General features: G+C 69.1%; 22 protein-coding genes. 10 read left to right on the top strand and 12 right to left on the bottom strand.

The genetic code is table 11. The features are described from left to right. Window positions 1-3: 3 nt before the first annotated feature. The 3 genes from LCL61_RS11180 to LCL61_RS11170 all read right to left on the bottom strand — a co-directional run bounded on the left by LCL61_RS11180 (window position 4) and on the right by LCL61_RS11170 (window position 1909). Window positions 4-990: an MCE family protein gene (locus LCL61_RS11180; RefSeq protein ID WP_340686768.1), complete on the bottom strand. Its 987-nt coding sequence runs from the start codon at window positions 988-990 to the stop codon at window positions 4-6. 106 nt (window positions 991-1096) lie between these two features. Next, window positions 1097-1480 (bottom strand): PPOX class F420-dependent oxidoreductase, encoded by a 384-nt coding sequence (locus LCL61_RS11175; RefSeq protein WP_340686767.1) that lies wholly within the window; start codon window positions 1478-1480, stop codon window positions 1097-1099. Between the two features lie 36 nt (window positions 1481-1516). Next, window positions 1517-1909 carry a MerR family transcriptional regulator gene (locus LCL61_RS11170; RefSeq protein WP_340686766.1) on the bottom strand — a complete coding sequence of 131 codons (393 nt, stop codon included), beginning with the start codon at window positions 1907-1909 and terminating at the stop codon, window positions 1517-1519. Between the two features lie 55 nt (window positions 1910-1964). Here LCL61_RS11170 and LCL61_RS11165 point away from each other — a divergent pair, with 55 nt between their 5' ends. Beyond that, window positions 1965-2921: an SDR family NAD(P)-dependent oxidoreductase gene (locus tag LCL61_RS11165; RefSeq protein WP_340686765.1), complete on the top strand. Its 957-nt coding sequence runs from the start codon at window positions 1965-1967 to the stop codon at window positions 2919-2921. Here the strand turns inward: LCL61_RS11165 and LCL61_RS11160 are convergent. Next, window positions 2918-4006 (bottom strand): alpha/beta hydrolase, encoded by a 1089-nt coding sequence (locus LCL61_RS11160; RefSeq protein ID WP_340686764.1) that lies wholly within the window; start codon window positions 4004-4006, stop codon window positions 2918-2920. The two genes, LCL61_RS11165 and LCL61_RS11160, sit on opposite strands and share 4 nt — an antisense overlap. Between LCL61_RS11160 and LCL61_RS11155 the strand changes: the two genes are divergently transcribed. Continuing rightward, window positions 4005-5348, top strand: a complete 1344-nt coding sequence (locus LCL61_RS11155) for a sensor histidine kinase (protein ID WP_340686763.1) — start codon at window positions 4005-4007, stop codon at window positions 5346-5348. The two genes, LCL61_RS11160 and LCL61_RS11155, sit on opposite strands and share 2 nt — an antisense overlap. Beyond that, entirely contained in the window at window positions 5345-5992 is a 648-nt protein-coding gene (locus LCL61_RS11150) for a response regulator transcription factor (RefSeq protein WP_340686762.1), read from the top strand. Before LCL61_RS11155 ends, LCL61_RS11150 begins: the two co-directional genes overlap by 4 nt. Here the strand turns inward: LCL61_RS11150 and LCL61_RS11145 are convergent. From LCL61_RS11145 to LCL61_RS11135, 3 genes are all read right to left on the bottom strand, one after another. Further along, on the bottom strand, window positions 5982-6626 hold the full coding sequence (locus tag LCL61_RS11145; RefSeq protein WP_340686761.1) for a GNAT family protein: 645 nt from the start codon (window positions 6624-6626) through the stop codon (window positions 5982-5984). The genes LCL61_RS11150 and LCL61_RS11145 overlap by 11 nt on opposite strands. Window positions 6627-6728: 102 nt before the next feature. After that, window positions 6729-6932 carry a cold-shock protein gene (locus LCL61_RS11140; RefSeq protein WP_005149851.1) on the bottom strand — a complete coding sequence of 68 codons (204 nt, stop codon included), beginning with the start codon at window positions 6930-6932 and terminating at the stop codon, window positions 6729-6731. 287 nt (window positions 6933-7219) lie between these two features. Beyond that, window positions 7220-8743, bottom strand: a complete 1524-nt coding sequence (locus LCL61_RS11135; RefSeq protein ID WP_340686760.1) for a nucleobase:cation symporter-2 family protein — start codon at window positions 8741-8743, stop codon at window positions 7220-7222. A gap of 65 nt (window positions 8744-8808) precedes the next feature. Here LCL61_RS11135 and LCL61_RS11130 point away from each other — a divergent pair, with 65 nt between their 5' ends. From LCL61_RS11130 to LCL61_RS11105, 6 genes are all read left to right on the top strand, one after another. Next, window positions 8809-9297 carry a hypothetical protein gene (locus LCL61_RS11130; protein WP_340686759.1) on the top strand — a complete coding sequence of 163 codons (489 nt, stop codon included), beginning with the start codon at window positions 8809-8811 and terminating at the stop codon, window positions 9295-9297. Next, the gene (locus LCL61_RS11125) at window positions 9270-10019 is read left to right on the top strand and encodes a DUF6531 domain-containing protein (RefSeq protein WP_340686758.1); all 750 of its coding nucleotides are present in this window, start codon (window positions 9270-9272) and stop codon (window positions 10017-10019) included. Before LCL61_RS11130 ends, LCL61_RS11125 begins: the two co-directional genes overlap by 28 nt. Further along, on the top strand, window positions 9926-11632 hold the full coding sequence (locus tag LCL61_RS11120) for an RHS repeat-associated core domain-containing protein (RefSeq protein WP_340686757.1): 1707 nt from the start codon (window positions 9926-9928) through the stop codon (window positions 11630-11632). The genes LCL61_RS11125 and LCL61_RS11120 overlap by 94 nt, the downstream gene beginning before the upstream one ends. Before the next feature lie 40 nt (window positions 11633-11672). Continuing rightward, complete coding sequence (locus tag LCL61_RS11115) at window positions 11673-12881, top strand: amidohydrolase family protein (protein WP_340686756.1); 1209 nt, start codon at window positions 11673-11675, stop codon at window positions 12879-12881. A 169-nt stretch (window positions 12882-13050) separates the two neighbouring features. Beyond that, window positions 13051-13776, top strand: coding sequence for an alpha/beta hydrolase (locus LCL61_RS11110; RefSeq protein ID WP_340686755.1), 726 nt, complete (start codon window positions 13051-13053; stop codon window positions 13774-13776). 83 nt (window positions 13777-13859) lie between these two features. Then, window positions 13860-14693 carry a MarR family winged helix-turn-helix transcriptional regulator gene (locus LCL61_RS11105; RefSeq protein WP_340686754.1) on the top strand — a complete coding sequence of 278 codons (834 nt, stop codon included), beginning with the start codon at window positions 13860-13862 and terminating at the stop codon, window positions 14691-14693. Here LCL61_RS11105 and LCL61_RS11100 read toward each other — a convergent pair whose 3' ends face one another. Together LCL61_RS11100 and LCL61_RS11095 are read right to left on the bottom strand one after the other, a co-directional pair. Continuing rightward, window positions 14694-15248: a dihydrofolate reductase family protein gene (locus LCL61_RS11100; protein ID WP_340686753.1), complete on the bottom strand. Its 555-nt coding sequence runs from the start codon at window positions 15246-15248 to the stop codon at window positions 14694-14696. It abuts the gene before it with no gap. Window positions 15249-15384: 136 nt separating this feature from the next. Next, on the bottom strand, window positions 15385-15717 hold the full coding sequence (locus LCL61_RS11095) for a MerR family transcriptional regulator (RefSeq protein WP_340686752.1): 333 nt from the start codon (window positions 15715-15717) through the stop codon (window positions 15385-15387). Window positions 15718-16480: 763 nt separating this feature from the next. Here LCL61_RS11095 and LCL61_RS11090 point away from each other — a divergent pair. Next, window positions 16481-16741: a hypothetical protein gene (locus tag LCL61_RS11090; protein WP_340686751.1), complete on the top strand. Its 261-nt coding sequence runs from the start codon at window positions 16481-16483 to the stop codon at window positions 16739-16741. A 223-nt stretch (window positions 16742-16964) separates the two neighbouring features. Here the strand turns inward: LCL61_RS11090 and LCL61_RS11085 are convergent, their stop codons facing one another. The 3 genes from LCL61_RS11085 to LCL61_RS11075 form a co-directional block, all read right to left on the bottom strand. Beyond that, the gene (locus LCL61_RS11085; protein ID WP_340686750.1) at window positions 16965-17603 is read right to left on the bottom strand and encodes a class F sortase; all 639 of its coding nucleotides are present in this window, start codon (window positions 17601-17603) and stop codon (window positions 16965-16967) included. 8 nt (window positions 17604-17611) lie between these two features. Next, window positions 17612-17872: a hypothetical protein gene (locus LCL61_RS11080; protein WP_340686749.1), complete on the bottom strand. Its 261-nt coding sequence runs from the start codon at window positions 17870-17872 to the stop codon at window positions 17612-17614. Window positions 17873-18205: 333 nt separating this feature from the next. Continuing rightward, entirely contained in the window at window positions 18206-18517 is a 312-nt protein-coding gene (locus tag LCL61_RS11075) for a hypothetical protein (protein WP_340686748.1), read from the bottom strand. Window positions 18518-18732 lie beyond the last annotated feature (215 nt).

Genomic DNA, 18732 nt, shown 5'->3' with positions numbered 1-18732 from the left:
CACTCACGAGTCGAAACAGCCCTCTTCGTTGAGCGGCCCGAACGTGGGCAGCACCAGGCCGCACAGGTAGCCGTCGATCCAGCGCCCGTTGCCCGCGACGTTGGTGAGCACCCGGATCGCCGGCGCGAACGCGGCGATCCCCCTGGCCAGCGAATCCTGGTTGCGCTGGAGCATCGACGTCAGCCGGTCGAGTTGTTCGAGCACCGGCCCGAGCTGCCCGTCGTTGTCGGCGACGATGCCGTCGAGCGCGGTCGCGAGCCGTTTCGATCCGTCGAGCAGATCCTTGATCGCCTGCTGCCGGGTGGAGATCGCGCGCAGCAGCGCGTTGCCGTCCTGGATCAACCGCTGGACCTCGGTGTCGCGGTCGACGAGGGTCTGCGACACCTGCCGGGTGTTCGCGAGCAGTGTCCGGAGTTGCCGGTCGCGAGAGGCGATGGTGCCGGAGAGCTTCGAGATCCCGTCCAGCGCGGAGCGGACGTCGGCAGGCGTATCGGCGAAGGTCGCCGAAATCGTGTCGAAGCTTTTCGCGAGCTGGCCGACGTCGATGGCGTCGACGGTTTTCGACAGATCCCGAAACGCTTCAAGGACGTCATACGGCGCGGTGGTCCGCCGCAGCGGAATGGGGTCACCGGGGTCGAGGATCGCTTCGCCGCGCGGATCGAGCGCCAAGTACTTCTGCCCCAGGACGTTCTTGATCCGAATGGACGCGCTCGTGGCGTCGCCGACCCACGCGTCCTTCACCCGGAAGGAGACGAGCACGCGATCGCCTTCGAGGCCGATCTCGGACACCTTGCCGACCTTGACCCCGGCGATCCGGACGTCGTTGTCCGCGCGCAGTCCGCCCGCGTCGGAGAACTCGGCGGAATAGGTGGTGCCGCCGCCGATCACCGGCAGCGCGTCGGCGTTGAGCGCCGCCGCCATCCCGAGGGCCATCGTGGTGAGCCCGGCGAGCGCGAGCTTGATCGGATCCACCGCGCCGAACGACTTCATCGTCTCACCTCGCAGGCCAGGAGCGGCAAAGCTTAGGGGCCGCTCCTGGCCATCGCCAGGCGAAACGTTGCACCGATCGGGTGGCAGCGTCTGTCCATTGTGGACTTTACTCGAGGTCCAGCCGGACTTCGTAGTGGAGCGTCCTGTACTTCTTCAGCCGGTGCAGGAGCGGGACGAGGAAGCCATGCAGGAGCCGATGCTTCCTGGCCAGGCGATCGGCCGCGTGCCGTGCCTCGTCACCGTCGAGCAGGCGAACCCGTCCGCTCACGGGCTCGCCGGTCGGGATGCCGCGGAACGTCGAAGGGGCGATCTCGATCCGCGGATCGTTCCGCATGCGCTTGGCCTTCCACGCCGCGTCATACGTGCGGATGTACGCGTGATCCCCTTCGACGGCGATGTTGACCGGCGTCCCGATGGGCGTCCCGTCCCTCTTGAAGGTCTTCAGCAGGATCGTCTTCTGGTCGGTGAACCTGGCGAGCTGTGTTGTCATACCCCCTGGACGATGCCGCCGCGCGAAACGTGACAGCTAGCGCCAGAGTCCGTCCGCCGTCCCCCGCGCGACATGCTCCTCGTAGACCTCGACCTTCCGGCTGATCAGCTCCAGGCAGTCGGCCAGTTCGGCGATCCGGTCCCGGACGGTGTTCTGGTGTTCCCGCAGCAGCTCCAGCCGCTTTTCCTCGTTTCCCGGTCCCTGCCGGACGAGTTCGGCGAATTCGCGGATGGTGGCGAGCGGCATCCCGGACGCCCGGAACTTCGTGCAGTTCACCAGCCAGTCGACGTCCTGTTCGGTGTACACGCGGCGGCCGTTCGCGTCCCGTTTCACCGCCGCCGCGAGCAGTCCTTCCTTCTCGTAGAAGCGAAGCGCGTGCACGCTGAGGCCCGTCCGGGCGGCGACCTGGCCGATCGCGAGTTCCGTCACGCCGGCGACGATAGCGGTTGACCTAGAGGGCCCTCTAGCTCCTAGCGTCCGCCGCATGACCACTTCACAGCACAAGATCGGCTCCGGCTTCGGCGCGCGCAGCACCGCCGGGGAAGTACTGGACGGGATCGACCTTTCGGGCAAGCTCGCCGTCGTCACCGGCGGCTATTCGGGCCTGGGACTGGAAACCACGCGCGCGCTCGCGAACGCCGGCGCGCAGGTGGTCGTCCCCGCGCGCCGTCCGGCCGACGCCGAGGCCGCGCTCGCCGGGATCTCCGGTGCCGAGGTCGACGAGCTCGACCTCGCCGATTTGGCGAGCGTCGAGGCCTTCGCCCGGCGGTTCCTCGGCACCGGGCGTCCGGTCGACCTGCTGATCGCGAACGCCGGGATCATGGCCGCGCCGGAACGGCGGGTCGGCCACGGCTGGGAGTCGCATTTCGCGATCTGCCACCTCGGCCACCACGCCCTGGTGAGCCGTCTCTGGCCCGCGCTGAAGGCGGACGGCGGCGCCCGCGTCGTCACGGTGTCCTCCTCCGGTCACCATTCCTCGCCGATGCGCTGGGACGACGTCCAGTTCGACCGCGGCTACGACCGCTGGCTCGCGTACGGCCAGGCCAAGACGGCGAACGTGCTGTTCGCGGTGCGGCTGGACACGCTCGGCGCCGACCACGGGATCCGCGCGTTCAGCCTGCATCCGGGCGCCATCCTCACGCCCCTGCAGCGGCATCTGCGGCAGGAGGAGATGGTCGAGCGCGGCTGGATCGACGAACACGGCAACCTGGCCGACCCGGATTTCAAAACGCCGGAGCAGGGCGCGGCGACCCAGGTCTGGGCGGCGACGTCACCGCGGCTCGACGGGATGGGCGGGCTCTACTGCGAGGACTGCGACATCGCCGAGATCGCCCCCGAAGAGGGCGAGTGGGTCGGCGTGCGCCCGTACGCGATCGATCCCGGTGAGGCCGCGCGGCTCTGGAAGCTCTCCGAGAGCCTCACCGGGACCTTCCTCGGCTAGTTCCAGAACTTGATCTCGGGGTTGCCCGGCACCGGCCCGTCCAGCAGCGGCTGATGTCCGCCGCGCAGGTTCTTGTCGAAGAACGCGGACACGTACGTCCTGGTCAGCGCCATGCCACGCTCGCCGCCAAGCAGACCGGGCCGGCTCAGGCCGAGCTGTTCACCGAGTACACCGACGTCCGTGAAGGACGCGTGCCCGGCCGCCGCGACACTGATCCAGCGCTTCCAGCCGGTGAGGTTCGGCCAGCTGCCCGCCCACGTGGTGTCCGGGCCGGCCGGGGTGTACTCGCTTTCGCGGCCGAGCAGCAGGAACGGCCGGTCGATCCCGGACGCGGGGATCGGCGACCACAGCCTGCCGTCCAGGTCGGCGCCCGCGCGGATCCGCCGGTCGTCGACCATCGCGGCCGGCGTGCTGTACCCGCCGATCGAATGGCCAGCCATCCCGATGCGCGTCCGGTCGATCAGCCGGGACCAGTGCGACGCAGGCCTGGTCAGCGTGTCGAGGACGAAGGAGGCGTCCGCGGAGCGGATCGGCGGGAGCAGTTCCGAAGCCGATCCGCACGCGGCGCATCCGGTGACGCGTCCGTCGGGGAAGGCGGTGCCGTGGGACTCGTGGTTGTGGCCGATCAGCGCGACGACGAACCCCTTGCTCGCCAGCTCTTCCGCGAGCCCGGTGAGCGTCGTGCGCGGTTTGCCGAATCCCGGCGACAGGACGACGAGCGCGTGCTTGCCCGGCAGGGGCGGGGCGTCGACCCTGGCGCTGGTCCGGGTCCCGGCGACCAGTGCGGGGTCGACGTCGGGGAGGCCCGATTCGGTCAGGAACGCCTTGGCCTCGGCCAAGGTGAGGTAGGCCCGTTTCGGGCCGATCGGCACCAGCGCGGGGTAGAACATCGACACCATCAGCTCGCGCGGCCCGGACGGCACCCAGGGGTCCTGGCGCGAGCGATCGACGAGGTGGAGGTCGGTGGAGCCGACGGGATGCGAGCCGGTCGGCGGCGGCAGTGTCAGACGTGGCGCCGCCGCGGCCGGGCTCGCCAAGGACACCATGCCGGCGAGGGCGGCCAGCGCGACGAGAAGCCGTCTCATGAGGTTTCCGTTTCTGTCGAGGATCTTCCTGCGTCCAGGCTGGAGCCCGGCGTCGTATCCGCGCGTCTGCCGCAGGTCGTATCCCGAGGTCTGCCGCGAGAGGGATCCGCGGCGCCCGATCCGGGATTACGCTCGGCTGGTGCTGGCCTTCCTCAGGAATCACCCGAGAGCCGTCGACCGCGGCCTGACCATCCTCATCGGACTGTCCACTGTGGTCGCAGCCGACGACCCGGAGGGCTTCGAGTGGTGGCTGGTCTCCTTGGTGGCCTTGGCTTCTTTGCTCGTCCGGCACCGGAACCCCACGATCACCTTCGCGGCCGGGGGCACGGCCTCGCTCCTGCATCTGGCCATGGGCAACGACCTCAAACCCGTCGATGTCGTGGCGTTGATCGGCCTCTTCTCCGTCGCGGCCTGGGGGTCGCGACGACGTTCCGTCGCTTTGCTGGCGGCGGGGCTGCTCGTCGCGGCGGCGTGGTCGTTCTATGCCTCCGAAGCGAACACGCGGACACCGGTCCCGACGCCACCGCGGATCATCATCATCGATCCGCTGGCACCGGTCGGCACCGACGCCGACGACCACCAAGTGCAGGACTGGGGCGGTTTTCCGGCTATCGGCCTGTCACTCGGAGTGGCATGGCTCGCCGGGCTGAACACGCGGCAGCGCCGGATCCGCCTGTCGGTGCTGGAGCAGCGGGCCGCGGATCTCGAACGCGAGCGCGACACCCAGGCCGCGCTGGCCGTGGCCGCCGAACGTGGCCGCATCAGCCGCGAACTGCACGACGTCGTGGCCCACGCGCTTTCCGTGGTGGTCTTGCAGGCGCAGGGCGCCCAGGCGGAACTGGACCGGCGGCCCGAGCGATCGAGGGAGGCGCTGGACGCCATCGTCGACACCGGGCGGAGCGCGTTGAGCGAGATCCGGCGCCTGCTCGGCGCGCTCGGCCAGGACGAGCCGGACTGGGAGCCCCGGCCCGGTGCGGAGCGCCTGCCGCGGCTGGCCGCCGACATCCGGTCGGCGGGCACGCCGGTCGAGTTCCGCGTCGAAGGGGAGCCCCGGCCACTTTCGTCCACAGTGGACCTGGCGGCCTACCGGATCGTGCAGGAGTCGCTGACGAACGTTCTGAAACACGCCGGTCCGGACGCGTCGGCGACTATCGTGATGCGGTACGGGCCAGGGTCACTGGAGATCGAGGTGACCGACGACGGCATCGCGGCGGAAGCGCCGTCCGGCACCGGGCACGGCCTCGAAGGGATGCGGGAACGGGTGAACGTACTGGGCGGCACCTTCGACGCGGGTCCGCGGGCGGAGCGCGGCTTCGCCGTCCGCGCGACCCTGCCGTCATGACGATCCGGGTGGTCATCGCCGACGACCAGGCGCTCGTGCGCACCGGCCTGCGGATGATCCTGGACAACGCGGACGACATCGACGTCGTCGGCGAGGCGGGCGACGGCGCGGAGGCCGTCGCGCTGGTGGCGGAACTCGATCCCGACGTCGTGCTCATGGACATCCGGATGCCCGAGATGGACGGCGTCGAGGCCACCGCCGCGATCGCCGCGGCTCAGCGCGCCCGCGTCCTGGTGCTGACCACGTTCGACCTGGACGAATACGTCTACGCCGCGCTCCAGGCGGGGGCCAGCGGCTTCCTGCTCAAGGACGCGCTGGCGCCGGATCTGCTCGCCGGTGTCCGGGTGGTCGCCGCGGGCGAAGCGACCCTCGCGCCCACCGTCACCCGGCGGCTGCTCGACCGCGTCGTCACCGGCCTGCCCGTGTCGCCGCCGGACGACCGGCTCGCCCGGCTCACCGGCCGCGAACACGAGGTGCTCCAGCAGCTGGCACGCGGCCTGTCCAACGCCGAGATCGCCGAGCTGCTGTTCCTCTCGCCGGGCACGGTGAAGACCCACGTCGGCCGCATCCTCACGAAGCTCGGCCTCCGCGACCGCGTCCAGGCCGTCGTCTTCGCCTACGAATCCGGGATGATCAGCCGCTGATCGCGGCGGGTGTGCGCCAGTGCTTGCCGCGCCGGGGCCGCCGGTGCTGTCCACGCCCGCCGAGGCCGGCGAGGCTGCCGACGGGGCGCGCGGCGAATTCTTCGGCGGTGATGCCCATCCGCACGAGATACTTGATCTCGCCGCGCACGACCTCGGTGTCGCGCAGCCTGCCTTCCTCGCGGAAGCCGAGACCGCCGTGCAGGGAAAGCGACGCCAGGTTGCCGCCGTACACGCTGACCTCGCATTTGCGGAAGCCGCGCTGCCCGAACATATGCGCCAGGAGGACGGTGATGGCATCCGTGGCGTACCCGCAGCGCTGGTGGCGCGGGGCGATCCCGATGCCGTAGCCGAACCGGCCGGTCACCGGGTCGGCGCCGATGGTGCACACCGAACCGACCAGCATCCGGCCGCGCACCGTCTCGATGCCGAAGTGGATGTCGTCGCCCGAGGACCCCGAGCGGTGCGAGGCCCAGTGCCGGTGCCCGCCGCCGAGCAGCGGTGTCGCCTCGCGGGCCATGTCACGGTCGAAGCCCATCAGGACCCGGCGATCCCGGATCCCGACCTCGCGCAACCGCACCTTCCGCCCGACCTGCTCGGGCTCCAGGGCGGAGCGGCTCACCGCGTCCGGCCGCACGGGTGCTCACGAACGATCACAAGCATGCATCGACGATATCGGGTCCCGAAACGCCCGAAGGCCCCCACCCGGTACGGATGGAGGCCTTCGGCGTGAAGAAAGTCAGATGGCGACGACGCGCTGGGCCTGCGGGCCCTTCTGACCTTGGCCGATCTCGAACTCGACGCGCTGCCCCTCGTCCAGGGACTTGAAACCGCTGCCCTGGATCTCCGAGTAGTGCACGAAAACGTCCGGTCCGCCGTCGTCCTGAGCGATGAAGCCGAAGCCCTTTTCGCCGTTGAACCACTTAACGCTGCCCTGAGCCATACTTTTTTACCTGCTCTTCATAGCGAGTCTGAGCCCATTCGATGCCCCGATCTCGCCGTCCATTGTCGCAGGTCTTGCCGCGTCGCACACGTCGCCGTCCCAAATTCGTACAGATCGCCAGGTCACAGTCACCCTTTGGCAGGTCGGCCGGAGTGTCGGATCGCCGTTTTTCGGCGTCTCGTGGCCCGCGGCTCGACCTCGACCGGTCCTGCCGAGGAGACGCGTGAGGGGTTCGGACGGCTCGCGGCGACCACTGGCGTGACCGTGCGCACCGTCCGCCACCCGCGTCAGCGCTCTTCCGGCTCGGACCCGATCCGGTACGGCACCGGCTTGCCGTCCTCGTCCCGCACCTGGACCGGCTTGCCCTCGGCGTCCACGATCTTGCCGTCGACGATCTTGTCGCCGTCCTTGAGCCGGGAGAAGGCCTTGAGGTCGGAGTAGTCGATCACCCGGGTCGCCGTCGCGAACACCGACGGGTCGCTGCCCGCCTTGGCCGGCTTCAGGTGGTTGAACAGCAGGTTCAGCACGACGGCCATGAGCGCGGCGGAGCTGATCCCCGAGTGGAAGATCGTGCCGACCCACGCCGGGAAGTGGTGGTAGAACTCCGGCGCCGCGATCGGGACCATGCCCAGCCCGACGGAGGCCGCGACGATCACCAGGTTCATGTTCCCGTTGTAGTCCACTTTGGACAGCGTCTTGATACCGGACGCCGCCACCGTGCCGAACAGCACGAGACCGGCGCCGCCCAGCACCGGGTACGGGATCGCGGCGACCACCCGGCCGAGCACCGGGAGCATGCCGAGGACCAGCAGGATCACGCCGCCTGCGGTCACCACGAACCGGCTCCGGACGCCGGTGATCGCGACGAGACCGACGTTCTGGGCGAACGCGCTCTGCATTAACCCGTTGAAGACCGGCGCGACCGCCGAGGACGCCATGTCGGCGCGCAGCCCGTCGCCGATCCGGCGTTTGCCGACCCGCGTGCCGACGATCTCCCCCACCGCGAGCATGTCGGCCGTGGTCTCGGTGAGGGTCACGAGCACGACGATGAACATCGACACGATCGCGGCGACGTCGAAGGTCGGCGCGCCGAAGCCGAACGGGGTCGGCACCGCGAAGATCGGACCGTCCCAGACCTGCGAGAAATCGGCCTTGCCCAGCACGGCGGCCAGCACGGTGCCGACCACGATCGACAGGAGGATCGAGAGCCGGGAGATGGCCGGGACGGCGACCTTGCTGAGCAGCAGCACGATCGCCAGCGTCATCGCGGCCAGCCCGATGTTGGAGACCGAGCCGAACTCCGGCGCCTTGGTGTTGTCGCCCATCGCCCACTGGGCCGCGACCGGCATCAGGCTGAGCCCGATCACCGTGATCACCGTCCCGGTGACCACCGGCGGGAAGTACTTCACCAGCCGGGAGAACACCGGCGTGATGAGCAGGCCGAGCACCGCGGACGCGATCACCGAGCCGAACACGGCGGGCAGCCCGCCGTCGGCCACGATCGCGGTCATCGTCGCCACGCCCGCGAAGGAAGTGCCCTGGACCAGCGGCAGCCGGGAGCCGAAGAACGGGATGCCGAACGACTGCAGGATCGTCGCCAGGCCACCGATGAACAGGCACGACGCGACGAGCAGCCCGATCTCGGCGGTCGAGACGCCCGCGGCGCCGCCGATGATCAGGGGCGGCGCGATGATCCCGCCGTACATCGTCAGGACGTGCTGGATGCCGTAAGTGAAACTCCTGCCGATCCCGAGCCGTTCGTCCTCGGGCCTGCCGCTCGCGGCCGCTTCGGCCCGCGTCCTCTTCACCATGGATCCGCCTCTCGATAGAAGCGAGCGATGCCGGGCAATTTCAATCTGCGGAGGTTAACTTCCGCATGGCAGAACTCGCAAGACCCTGCCCGTACGGGTCGCCCTCCCGGCAGGCGGGCAAAGATCCTTTCCTCACAGCGGGACCGCGGCGCGGCGATGGCAGGAAGGCATCGAGAAGGGCGACTGGGCCGCGGTCGCGATGGGCGCTCGACGCCCTGACCGGCGACGCCGATCAGATCAAGGCACAGGCCGAGACCTGGTCCAACATCGCCAAGGAACTCGGCGCCATCGGCACGGATCTGACCGACCTGGTCAAGGCCGACCTGCGGACGTGGGCGGGCGACGCCGCGGATCGCTACCGCGAACGGTCCCAGGACACGGTCACCGTGCTCACCGCCGCGCAGAAGGGGTGCGAGGGAGCCTCCAGCGGGGTCAAGACCGCGGGCGAGGTCGTCGCCGCCGTCCGCACCTGGTCCGCGACATCATCGCCGAACTCGTCGGCCACCTCATCAGCTGGGCACTGCAGGTGCTGTTCACCCTCGGCATCGGCCTGACCTGGGTGGTGCCGCAGGTGGTGACCGCGGTCGCCAAGACCGCTTCGAAGATCGCCGGCCTCACCACCAAACTCGTCAAGGCGCTCAAGGGCCTGATGCCGCTGCTCAAGCGGGCGAACACGCTCTTCGACGACGCCGCCAAGGCCCTGCGCAAGCTGCAAGGCGGCAAGGTGGACGCCCCGCCGCCGCCCAAGACCAGGGGCGGCAACGATCGCGGCCTCGACGAGGGCACCACCAGCTCCAGCGCCGACGGCAACGGCAAGCCGGGCGGCGGCGACGACGGCACCACCAACGACAAGAGCACCAACACCAAGAGCGACAACGACCAGACGAACACCAGCGGCACCGGCGGCGGCGGTGCCCGCGACCGGGGCGGCAGCACCTACACCACCAAGAAGGACGGCAACGGCGACCGCTCGACGTCCTCGGATTCCAAGAACTACTGCGGTGACCCCGTCGACGTCGCGGCCGGCGAAGTCGTCATGAAGCAGATCGACGTGACCCTGCCCGGCGACGCGGGCGATCTCGAACTCTCCCGCACCCATCTGTCGTCCTACACCGCAGGCCGCTGGTTCGGTCCCTCTTGGACGTCCACAGTGGACCAACGGTTGGCGAACTTTTGTCCACAGTGGACGAACTCGGCCGGGAGACGGGCTACGAGTACGACGAGGACTGCGCGCTGGTCGCGGTCCACCGTCCCGGCGGATCGACGGTGCTGCTGACGCACACCGACGGCGAGGTCCGGCTGTCGGCGGGGGACGTCCGGCGGACGGTCCCCGCGTTCGACCCGGCCACCACCCTGGGCGACGGCGACGTGCTCGTCCGCCGGACATCGTCCGGTGTGGACAGTGAGTGGCGGTTCACCGGGGAAGGACTCCCGCGGTCGCTGCGGATCGTCGGGCACGAAGTCGAATTCGGCTACGACGACGCCGGACGGGAGGTCACGCGCAGCGTCGACGGCACCGTGGTGCTCCGGCGGCGCTTCGACGCGGAAGACCGCCTCGCCGAAGAACACATCGCGGGCATCGGGCCGCGCGTCTACGGCTACCGGCCGGACGGCAGGCTCGCCGCCGTCGACGACGCCATCCGGCCTTGGCAGCTCACCTACGACACCGCGGGCCGGGTCAGCGAGGCGCGCGGGCCTGCCGGGGTCGAACGGTTCACCCACGACGCCGCGGGAGCCATCGTCCTCGGCGAAGGCGTCTACAGCGGCGACGAGCGGGGCCGGGTCATCGGGGACCAGTCCTGCGCCTACGAGTGGGACCACCTCGACCGTTTGCGCTCCGTGCGCACCCCCGAAGGCGCGCTCTGGACCTACCACTACGACCCGCTCGGGCGGCGGTTCGCCAAACGCCGCTGGCTGCTCGATCCGGAAGGGGAAGCCGAGCTCACGCACGACGTCCGGTTCCTGTGGAGCGGGATGAACGTGGTCGAGCGAATGGATTACGACCCCGCCGACGAGTCCTACCGGCTCCTGACCTGGGAACGCTACGACGACGACCGCCCCGTCGTGCAGATCGAGCGCACGGGCGCCCTCGAAGACGCCGTGTTCCGTGCCGTGATCACGTCGCCCGCGGGGACGCCGACCGAGCTACTCGACGAACACGGCACGCTGGTCTGGCAGGACAGCAGCAGTTTCTGGGGCGTGCCGTTGCCCGGCGCCGACATCGCGTCGATGCCGCTGGCGTTCCCCGGCCAGCAGCGCGACGAGGAAACCGGGCCGCGCTACAACGTCTTCCGGTACTACGACCCCAGGACGTCGCGCTATCTCAGCCAGGACCCGCTCGGCCTCGTCCCACCCTGCGGGAAGAGCGGTCCGGGAAACCAGCAGCGGCCCCAGCGGGCAGCCTCAGCCACTGCGAAGGAGCCCGCGGAAGCCTCCCATCGACGTCGACAAGATGTCGAAGGAGGAGTTCGAGAAGTTCAAGCCGAAACTCGACCAGATCCTGAAGGCGGACAAGCACTTCTTCTGGTCCGGCGGTACCAAGATCGCGAAGCAGAACGGCGGCAACACCCTCGAGGGCAACAACATCAAGATGCCCGGGTGGATCAACGATCCCAACGACCCGAGGAAGCCGCTCGTCCAGGAGAAGTGGGACTACGTCTCCGAAACCTTCGCCAAGAACTCCAACAAGGACACACACGTGGTCTTCCCCTACTGGCCGGGCAAGGGGAACGACATCTACCCGCATCGCCGCGAGGACAACGTGTTCGACGTGACCGAGTACCCGAGGCTCGAATCGATGGGGATCGACCACATCACCAAGCACAACGCGGAGACGGGGCACACGCGCCCGTACCGGCACACCAAGTGACGTTGCCGCCGCTCGCCTGATTTGGTATACCAAAGAGGGTTCGTCGAGAAAGGTGTCCCCGTGTTGATCCGTGACGTCCGCCCGTGGGGTGGACAGCGCAGCGAGGTCGAGGTGGCCGACGGCCGGATCACCGCGGTACGACCGCACGATCCCGACGCCACGCCGTCACCGGACACGGTGGAGGGGCGCGGGCGGCTGCTGTTCCCCTCGTTCAGCGACGTGCACGTCCACCTGGATTCGACGCGTATCGGCCTGCCGTTCCGGCCGCACACCGGCGCGCCGGGTGTATGGGCGATGATGCTGAACGACCGCGAGAACTGGCGAAAAGCCGAGGTCCCGCTACCCGAACGCGTCATCGGGACGCTGGAGCGCATGATCGCGAACGGCACCACCCGCGTGCGCACCTACGCACAGGTGGACGTCGACTGCCGGCTTGAGAAGCTCGACGCCGTCCTCGCCGCGAAGGAGCGCTTCGCCAAGCAGGCGGACGTCGAGATCATGGCGTTCCCGCAGGCCGGGATCCTCCGCGAACCCGGCACCGTGGACGTGCTGGAGGCCTCGCTGCGCTCGGGCGCCACGGTCGTCGGCGGGATCGACCCGTGCTCGCTGGACAAGGACCCCAAGGGACATCTCGACGTCGTGTTCGGGCTCGCCGAGAAGTACGGCGTCGAGGTGGACATCCACCTGCACGAACCCGGCCACCTCGGCCTGTTCTCGACCGAGCTGGTGATCGAACGGGTCCGCGCGCTGGACATGCGCGGCAAGGTCACGATGTCGCACGCGTACGAACTGGGCTCGATCTCGGAATCGGTGAGCCGTCGCCTGATCGACACGTTCGCCGAACTGGACATCGCGATGGCGACCGTCGCGCCGTCCACCGACGGACAGCTGTCGCTCGCGGACCTCACGACCGCGGGCGTGCGCGTCGGTCTCGGCGAGGACGGCCAGCGGGACTACTGGAGCCCGTACGGCAACTGCGACCTGCTCGACCGCACCTGGCAGCTGGCCTTCACCAACGGCTTCCGCCGCGACGACCTGATCGAGATGGCGCTGGCCGTCGCGACGATGGGCGGCGCGTCGATCATGAGCCACGACGTCCCGCGGCTGGCGGGGATCACCGACCGGCCGGGGGTGGCCGTCGGCGACCGCGCCGACCTGGTGCTGGTGGACGGCGAGACCCCGACGAGCGCGGTGATGGACCGCGGCAAGGACCGCACGGTGCTGCACGACGGCGTCGTCGTGGCGGACGGGCTTTCGGTGCTCGGGTAAAGCGCTGGCGCGCGATCGCGGCCGCTGTTACCTTGCCGGAGGCCGTGCGAGCGAACGAGGAGGTGGTACCCGTGGACATTGCGACCAGGGTGCTCCCCTCAGGGGTCACGGTCGGGCGATAGGTCGTCCGGGAGCGCCGTTTTCACGAGCACTCCCGAAAGGCACGACCTTGCACTTCACTTCCGAACGACGCCTCGACGACGTCCTCGAGCGCGAATTCACCCTCGGCGACATCCCCGGAATCCTGTGGACGCCCGAATCGGCCGCACCGGCTCCGCTGATCTTGATGGGTCACCCCGGCGGACTCGGCAAGATGCACCCGCGGCTAGCAGCCAGGGCCAGGGCCTGCACGGCGGCGGGCTACGCCGCGGCCACCATCGAACTCCCCGGCGCCGGTGACCGGCCCCGTTTCCCCGCTGTCGACGAAGCCCGCGCCGACCTGCAGCGTGCGCTCAAGGCCGGCGAACCGGTCACCGGCGACATCGTCGACCGGCTCGTGCTCCCGCTGGTCGAAACGGCGGTCCCGGAATGGCGGGCCACCTTGGACGCCCTCCTCGGGCTACCCGGAATCGGTGGCCCGGTCGGGTTCTCGGGCGGGGTGATCGCCATCGCCACCCGGCTCGCAGTGGTCGAGCCTCGCGTCGAGGCAGCCGTCCTGTTCGCCGGGAGCTATGTGCCTCGCAGCATCCTCGAAGAGGCCCGGCAGGTCACCATCCCGCTGCTGGTCCTGCTGCAGTGGGACGACGAAGGGAACGACCGGCAGCACGCCCTCGACTTGTTCGACGCCTTCGGTTCGCGGGAGAAGACGTTGCACGCCAACATGGGCGGGCACACCGGCGTCCCGCACTTCGAAGGAGACTCCGCGGGCCGGTTCTTCACCCGGCACCTGAAGTAACCCGATGTCGATTTCCGGGTGCGGCGTTCGTGGGGTAGTCGAGCGGTCGCCGCGAGGGCGCCGTCACGACCACAGGAGACACGATGTCGCACCCGGAACCCGTCGCCCGCCGCATGTACGACCTGGTCGAGCCCATCGGTCTGATCCCCTACTTCGCCGACGAGTCCGACGAGGCGCTGATGGCGCTCGGCCTCCGCAACCCGTGGGACGCCTACTTCGCCGGGCGGGCCGCGCCGTTCGGCCGGTCGGTGCCCGCCGAGGTGATCCACGCGATCTTCTACAACTTCGCCCCGGGCGAGGTGGCACGCCATCTCCCGAAGGTCTGGGAGCTGACCACGCCCGAGGCGGCACTGGCCGCCCGCGAGCGGGGATGCGTCGCGGGGATGCGGCGGATCCTCGGTGACCTCGCCGACGACCCCGGCGTCACGCGCGCCGGCGAACTCCTGCTGAAGGCGGCGACCAGTGCCCCCGTGGAGGGACGCGCCCTCTTCGCCGCCGTCCGAACGCTTCCGGTCCCGCAGGAGCCCGTGGCACGGCTGTGGCACGCGGCCACCCTGTTACGTGAGCACCGCGGCGACGGCCACACCGTCGCTTTGCTGGCCGAGGGCATCGGCGGGACCGAGTGCCACGTGCTCCACGCGCTGTCCGTCGGCATACCCGCGCGCGAGTTCGGCCGGGTCGGCCATCTCCCCGCCGCGCAGCTGGCCGCGGTCGTGGACGGGATGCGCGACCGCGGCCTGATCGGGTCCGACGGCCGGCTCACCGACTCCGGCCGGGCCACGAAAGAGCGCGTCGAGGCGATCACCGACCGGCTCGCGGAGGCGCCTTACAACGCCTTGAGCCCCAGCGAACTCGAGAACCTCGTCGACGACCTCGAACCGATCTCGGCCGCCATCCGAGCCACCATCCCGTGGTAGTCACCGGACGCGATAACGCCGGTGGGTGGCGACGCCCGCGACAGCTTCACCCTGGGGAACGAGCTCGCCCACGTGCCCGGCGAACACGGAGGTTCCCTGCCCCAGCACCACGGGGGCGAGGTGGAGGAAGACCTCGTCGAGGAGGCCCGCGGCCAGCAGCTGCCCGGCGACGTCGGCGCCCATCACAAGTACGTCCTTGTCCCCCGCGGCGTCCTTGGCACGGCGGACCGCGGCCTCCAGCCCGTCGAAGGCGAACGTGCCACCGTTGTCGCCGAGGAGGTCTTCCCTGGTCCGATGGGTGACCACGAAACTGGGGACACCCGGCCACGGAGTCCCGCCCCACGGCCGCAACCCGAGGTCGAAGGTGCGCCTGCCGATGACGGTCGCCCCGACCATCGCGTTCACCTCTTCGAAAACGCGGGCGTCGGGGCCTCCCCCAGCCATCCATTCATGCAGGCGTTCCCCGCCGTCGCCCATGGGCTCTTCGGCCCGGACGTTCGGCCCGGCGGTGAAGCCGTCCAGCGACATCGACACATCCAGCACCACCTTGCTCATCGCAAGGCCTCCTTCGCTCCTGTGGCGCCACTGTCCGGCGCTTTCAGGAGGGAGTCGGAGCGGGCTCGGCCGTCTCGACAGCCACGCACGAACGCCCTTGCCCGATCCGGACAAGGGCGTTCACAGCCTGGGGTTTTCAGTCGTCGGCGCGGAGTTCGGCGTTAAGACGCTGAGCTTCGTGGAGCTGGTCTTCGAGGGTGACGATGCGGCAGGCGGCCTCGACGGCGGTGCCCTGATCGACCAGTTCCCGCACCCGGGCGGCCAGGCGAAGCTGGTGCCGGGAGTAGCGGCGGTGACCGCCGGCGGAACGCTGCGGGGTGATCAGACCGGCCTCGTCGAGGCTGCGAAGGAAGCCCTGGGTGGCGCCGAGCATGTCGGCGGCCCGGCCCATCGTGTAGGCGGGGTAGTGCTCGTCATCGAATTTGTCGGCCCCGTCGGGCGCGGCCGGTCCGTTTTGGTCAGGGATCATTCCACCTCCACATCACAAAGGACCCCGCGTACAGCGCTTCGGTGATCTCGACGTCTCCGGCGAAGCTGCCGATGTTCNCCGCGACGCGGCCGCCGTCCTCATCGGCGGGGTCGGCGCCGAGTTCACCCGGGGTCCTCAGGGTTAGGTTTCACCATTGTCAACCGACGTGACCGCCGGCCTCTTGCACCCGCGTCCGCTGGGAAGCCGGACCTCGCGGGGATCGCTCATTCGTGACCGCGAACCACCTCCGAACTCGATGGAACTACGGCACCCGCGCGGCGCTGTCCTGCCGCTGCGGGCGATCCAATGATGTTGCCGTTCCCTTCTTTCCTGTGTTCTCACCTTGCTGGGTACTGCTACTTCACCTGCTGCGAACGCCAACGACGGGAACCCTTCCACTGATCGGTCCCAGCACGCTGACGCCGCTGGCCACTGCCCGGAGCCCCGTCACTGATCGGCTCCGGCCACCTGACCGTTCCTGCAACTGCACTACTGACTACAACTTCGTGTTCTTCACGGGCGCGCTTACTCCGCCCGCGTCCTGCGTCCGATCACCGTCCGGAACCTGTTCCTTGATCGGCCCCGTACCGCCTGACCGGCTTGTCTCACCTCGCGGGCAGTTACGTCATCTCCCGCGCCTGCTTGACGTTGTCTTCTCGGTACAAGGAGAACATTACACACACCCGGCGTTGAATGTCTACCCCAGTCAGCATAGATTTTCTGAGGCGCGTCGGACGGGTGAAGACAGAAGGGGCAGGCGACCATGAGTGACGACCTCACCGGGGATTCGCTCGACGAGCGGTACGGCCTGGCTGTGGTGCGTGACCTGGAGGAGTACGCCGAAGCCCTCTCCCGGCTGGTCGAGCAGGGGCTCCAGGACCGGCGCGCGCCACTGCTCTCCGAGGCCGAGGCCTACGCGGCGGCGGAGCTACTCGCCCGGTTCGCGCTCGATGAACCTTGGAGCGCCTTGAACCAGCTGGCCGCCACTCTGGCCAGCCGGATCTACAACCGGCTCGGCGCCTGACACGGCCAAGCTCAGCGACCGACGGCGATCTCTCGCTCCACACTCGCCGGCTTCTCCGGTATCGCGCACGTGGTACGCACCGCCGGCACGCCGTGAAACTCCCCGTCGACGTGGATGAGCAGCCCCCTGCAGATCGCCGGTCTCGGCCTGCCTGAACGCATTCCCTCTGGCGAGCCGGTGACTGGAGACCTGCTTTCACCGCGGTCGAAGATGAAGCCGTTCCCTACCCTTGCCGGAGAACCGCGAAGGCGATGATGTTGTCACGATAGCTGCGCACCGTGCGGTCGAAGCCGCCGCCGCAAGTGATGAGCCGCAGCTGAGGATCGCTGGTGTCACCGTATACGGCGTCAGTCGGGAACTCGTCCTTGTCGACCTGCATGACCCGGGTGACGACGAAAGTGAGCACCCGCCCGTCCGCGCGAGAGACGACGACGTGGTCCCCTGCCTGCAACTCTTTGAGCCGGTAGAAGATCCCCGGTTGTCGGTTGCCGTCGACGTGACCCACGATCACGGCCGGGCCGATTTCGCCGGGTGACGCACCCTCCGCGTACCACCCCGCCTGCATCGGCCGGCTGACCGGGGGCACCTGCAGGGTGTTGTCCTGGTTGAGCCCGAGGGGCACCAACGTGGATTTCGCCCTGATCTTGGGGATCTCGACGAGAACCGGATCCGAGCGCGGCAGCGCCGTGGCGGCGGGAGGAGCGCTCGCCGCCGGCGGCGGAGCCGATGTGGTCGTGCTGCCGGGTACGGCCTGTTCCCGTCCGCCCGTGAGGACGAAGGTCAGCCCGGCCAGGACGGCGAGCAGGACGCCTGTCAGGAGCAGGAGTCCTCGATGACTGCGGGCCCAGCCGGGCTTTCCCATTTCGTTTCCTATCCGACCGCGGTGCCGCCCCCGCCGGTCTCGACTCCGCCGGAGGGGACCTTCGGTTTGGTCGTGGTCTTGGATGTCGTCGGCGGCGCCGTCGGCGATTTCGACGTCGGTGTGGTCGCGGTGGGGCCAGTGGGCTTGGTCGTCGTGGTCGGCCCGGTGGTGGTCGGGGCGGTGGTCGTCGGAGGCTGGGCGGCCCCGACCGGCACGGCGAACAGCAGACCGCCGGCGAGCGTCGCGGCAGCCGCGGCACAGGTGGTCATGATGGAAGGTTTTCGCATTGATCGGACCTCGTTTCGCTCGACACTCTTCAGGTGAGCCGATTGCGTATCCGGACCAATTCACCCTGTCCCACAAGGGATCGAGCGAGAAGGGAAGAAGGTCCCGCCCTCCCGGGCGCAGGTCTCTTGACAAGCGCTCATGGCGGACGACGACTATCGCCTCCGTCGCTCAGCCCTCGAAATCGACCGGCGTCGGTGGCCGCGCCGTTCCGGAACGGACAGGTGTGCGCACGAAGACATGACATCGTCTCGACAGCTGAACTCCCTGCTGGGGCAACGACACTCGGCGGAGTCGGAGTCAGGAGGCCGGCCTGCTCAGTCTTCGGACAAGTCGGCTTCCGGCGGATACACCCAGGTGATGCCCAGCGATCCCAGGCCGCGACCGATCAGGTCCTGCCGGACTTGGTGTGTGGTGCATCCGCCGTAGACCAGGTGGGTCAGCCGCATCCGCTTCGGATCGCGGGTGGGTTCGGCCATCAAGCTGAGCACGCCATCACCGCATGGGTGATGTTCAACGTGCTCATGTGGTCCGGCGTACTCCGCCTCGATCATGGCCTCGTAGGCGCCGAGTCCGTCCTCGGACAACGCCGCGTACAGCTCATCGACCAATACCTTCACCTGCGGCAAGTGATCCCGATGGTGGGTGATCAGGTTGCTCCGCCGCCAACTGCCCTCGTCATGCGATCTCCAAGACACGGACTCTCCCTCGTCCAGTGCTGCACGCAGCCCGCTAACCGTGACACGGGATTCTCTGTCTCAGAAGGGACTTTCGGCAGGGAGCGGCCGATCGAAGGTCCTCTTCGCGGCGACGGCCATGGGATAACCCCGCGAGATCCTGCCCG

Source organism: Amycolatopsis coloradensis (genome assembly GCF_037997115.1).
Taxonomy (GTDB): domain Bacteria; phylum Actinomycetota; class Actinomycetes; order Mycobacteriales; family Pseudonocardiaceae; genus Amycolatopsis; species Amycolatopsis coloradensis_A.
The sequence above is the reverse complement of the archived record's forward strand: the minus strand, read 5'-3'. Positions and strand labels throughout refer to the sequence as shown.

Excerpts from the sequence above, each read along its gene's own strand:
- LCL61_RS11180 (WP_340686768.1), bottom strand. The coding sequence starts at position 990 with ATGAAGTCGTTCGGCGCGGTGGATCCGATCAAGCTCGCGCTCGCCGGG.
- LCL61_RS11175 (WP_340686767.1), bottom strand. The coding sequence starts at position 1,480 with ATGACAACACAGCTCGCCAGGTTCACCGACCAGAAGACGATCCTGCTG.
- LCL61_RS11165 (WP_340686765.1), top strand. The coding sequence starts at position 1,965 with ATGACCACTTCACAGCACAAGATCGGCTCCGGCTTCGGCGCGCGCAGC.
- LCL61_RS11155 (WP_340686763.1), top strand. The coding sequence starts at position 4,005 with ATGAGGTTTCCGTTTCTGTCGAGGATCTTCCTGCGTCCAGGCTGGAGC.
- LCL61_RS11160 (WP_340686764.1), bottom strand. The coding sequence starts at position 4,006 with ATGAGACGGCTTCTCGTCGCGCTGGCCGCCCTCGCCGGCATGGTGTCC.
- LCL61_RS11150 (WP_340686762.1), top strand. The coding sequence starts at position 5,345 with ATGACGATCCGGGTGGTCATCGCCGACGACCAGGCGCTCGTGCGCACC.
- LCL61_RS11140 (WP_005149851.1), bottom strand. The coding sequence starts at position 6,932 with ATGGCTCAGGGCAGCGTTAAGTGGTTCAACGGCGAAAAGGGCTTCGGC.
- LCL61_RS11135 (WP_340686760.1), bottom strand. The coding sequence starts at position 8,743 with ATGGTGAAGAGGACGCGGGCCGAAGCGGCCGCGAGCGGCAGGCCCGAG.
- LCL61_RS11130 (WP_340686759.1), top strand. The coding sequence starts at position 8,809 with ATGGCAGAACTCGCAAGACCCTGCCCGTACGGGTCGCCCTCCCGGCAG.
- LCL61_RS11105 (WP_340686754.1), top strand. The coding sequence starts at position 13,860 with ATGTCGCACCCGGAACCCGTCGCCCGCCGCATGTACGACCTGGTCGAG.
- LCL61_RS11100 (WP_340686753.1), bottom strand. The coding sequence starts at position 15,248 with ATGAGCAAGGTGGTGCTGGATGTGTCGATGTCGCTGGACGGCTTCACC.
- LCL61_RS11095 (WP_340686752.1), bottom strand. The coding sequence starts at position 15,717 with ATGATCCCTGACCAAAACGGACCGGCCGCGCCCGACGGGGCCGACAAA.
- LCL61_RS11090 (WP_340686751.1), top strand. The coding sequence starts at position 16,481 with ATGAGTGACGACCTCACCGGGGATTCGCTCGACGAGCGGTACGGCCTG.
- LCL61_RS11085 (WP_340686750.1), bottom strand. The coding sequence starts at position 17,603 with ATGGGAAAGCCCGGCTGGGCCCGCAGTCATCGAGGACTCCTGCTCCTG.
- LCL61_RS11080 (WP_340686749.1), bottom strand. The coding sequence starts at position 17,872 with ATGACCACCTGTGCCGCGGCTGCCGCGACGCTCGCCGGCGGTCTGCTG.